Genomic DNA, 481 nt, shown 5'->3' with positions numbered 1-481 from the left:
CCGACCCCCTGCTTGTAAGGCAGGTGCTCTCCCAGCTGAGCTAATCCTCCACTATTATGTAGATAAAAATAAATGGTGACCCGTACGGGATTCGAACCCGTGTTACCGCCGTGAAAGGGCGGTGTCTTAACCGCTTGACCAACGGGCCACTGTGCTAATTAAATAAAAATGGCGGAGAGCAAGGGATTTGAACCCTTGAGACAGCGTTAACCGCCTACACGATTTCCAATCGTGCTCCTTCGGCCACTCGGACAGCTCTCCAAATGGCTCCACAGGTAGGACTCGAACCTACGACCGATCGGTTAACAGCCGATAGCTCTACCACTGAGCTACTGTGGAATAATAACAGCCTGGCAACGTCCTACTCTCACAGGGACAAAGTCCCAACTACCATTGGCGCTAAAGAGCTTAACTTCCGTGTTCGGTATGGGAACGGGTGTGACCTCTTCGCTATCGCCACCAGACATATTATATTATACAT

Annotated in this window: 3 tRNA genes and 1 rRNA gene; all 4 read right to left on the bottom strand. The window is 50.5% G+C overall.

Annotated features, from left to right (window positions below):
• Positions 1-73: 73 nt before the first annotated feature.
• Positions 74-148, bottom strand: a tRNA-Glu gene (locus AC1D0Y_RS29775).
• A gap of 21 nt (positions 149-169) precedes the next feature.
• Positions 170-261 (bottom strand) — tRNA-Ser (locus tag AC1D0Y_RS29770).
• A gap of 3 nt (positions 262-264) precedes the next feature.
• Positions 265-339: transfer RNA gene (locus AC1D0Y_RS29765), tRNA-Asn, on the bottom strand.
• A gap of 9 nt (positions 340-348) precedes the next feature.
• Positions 349-464 (bottom strand): 5S ribosomal RNA (gene rrf / locus AC1D0Y_RS29760).
• Positions 465-481 lie beyond the last annotated feature (17 nt).

The sequence above is a fragment of the Priestia sp. P1_B12_1 genome (genome assembly GCF_056406695.1).
Note: the sequence above shows the minus strand (reverse complement) of the source record. Positions and strands in the feature narration are given on the sequence as shown.